This is a genomic window from Lentilactobacillus hilgardii DSM 20176 = ATCC 8290 (assembly GCF_000159315.1).
In the GTDB taxonomy this organism is placed as follows: domain Bacteria; phylum Bacillota; class Bacilli; order Lactobacillales; family Lactobacillaceae; genus Lentilactobacillus; species Lentilactobacillus hilgardii.
In genome coordinates this window covers 854,398-855,787 of the sequence record NZ_GG669992.1, presented here as the reverse complement: position 1 = coordinate 855,787, position 1,390 = coordinate 854,398, and the positions used below count along the sequence as shown (strand labels likewise).

Here is a 1,390-nt window from a genome sequence, read left to right as displayed (position 1 = left end):
ATTCTAATAAAAGCTACTCAAAATTCAGATTATAGCTCAACAAAATTGTATAAAATGTATTTCAAATGCGATATATCAAGGCATTGTAACGAAAAATAGTTTAAAAAATCTATTTACATTATTAATTTTATCTGATATATTCTTTTTTATTGAATTTTAAATCGATATAATAAGTATTTACTAATATGGAGGTTCGAAATGGATCTTTAACTAAATAGCATTTGACACGAATCAAATTGAAAACACATCGTGCTGCCCTGAATATTGAACATTTAAAATAAGTCGCATTCAACATCAGCAAAAGTGTTTTCAGTCCATTGGCCTGAGGTACAACTTTATTTAGATGAACGGAGGACATAATGAAATTAGAAGCCCAATTATCAGCAACCGGTAAACGAATCCATCAAGACACACTCGATATCACAAAATTGAGATTAAATCATCTTGATAGTCGTCGAAAAAGATGCCGGATTAATTGGCAGGATGTTTATATGATAACGGAATTAAACAATAAGAACTATCGAACGGCCATTTTCTTCAGAACTGAAAAAATAACCGGTTACGAATTAACGACCAAGACATTGCTTCAAAAATTAACCGTTGAATATACCACCAATAATGACTATACCCGAGAAGAGTTAGCGCATTTCATCGGAGAGAAGGAATACATCCCCTGTCCTTTCGGTAAATTAGGGTTTATTGCTTTAAAGGCAACTCACAGATCGAAGAACGTCACCTGGATTTCGGCAGAGCACATTGATCATATCCAGCCAACCCGTAATAATGACGCAACCGATGTGTTCTTTAAAAACATCGATTCGCCGGTCAGAATTCCAACAACCAGTTATTTCCTAGAAAAACGCCTTCGCACAATTAAAAATATTCATTGGCTACTCAATATTCTAAGAACCGAAAACGATGACCGCTACCGTCAAATCAAGCAGGGATTCAAGACCTTCGTTTTTATAAACCGATTGAAAAAAGTTGCGGATCAATTCGGGATCATCATTACCGAAGAGGAAAAGATTGCAGCCTGCAAACAAGAACTTGGCTTTTACTATAAACCTTCGTTGGGATACGACACTTTGCTTCAAGTAAGCCGAGAATTCGACTTGGATTAAAGTGAGTCCTAATAACATCATCAGAACCGACGACTAGCTTCATAACTCAACGTAAAAAACACTTGATCGATTACTTAAGATAAGTCTTAAGTGGTTGATCAAGTACTCTTTTTTAGCCTTCGATTTTAATCTTAAATAAATTGTCGTGCAAAGGACGTCAATTTGTAAAGTTGATTCACTGTGTTTAATGCTGTCTCTGGTTGGATTAAAGTTGAATGTACAGACAACTGGATTAAAACCAGCCTAATTAAACTCGACGGCTACAAAAT

At 35.1% G+C, this 1,390-nt stretch carries 1 protein-coding gene; it reads left to right on the top strand.

Annotation, left to right across the window (positions count from 1 at the left end; translation table 11 throughout):
* The first annotated feature begins 359 nt into the window (after window positions 1-359).
* Entirely contained in the window at window positions 360-1,121 is a 762-nt protein-coding gene (locus tag HMPREF0519_RS03785) for a hypothetical protein (RefSeq protein WP_003634797.1), read from the top strand.
* The last annotated feature ends 269 nt before the right edge of the window (window positions 1,122-1,390 follow it).

Coding starts and splice junctions, on each gene's coding strand:
- HMPREF0519_RS03785 (WP_003634797.1), top strand. CDS start 360: ATGAAATTAGAAGCCCAATTATCAGCAACCGGTAAACGAATCCATCAA.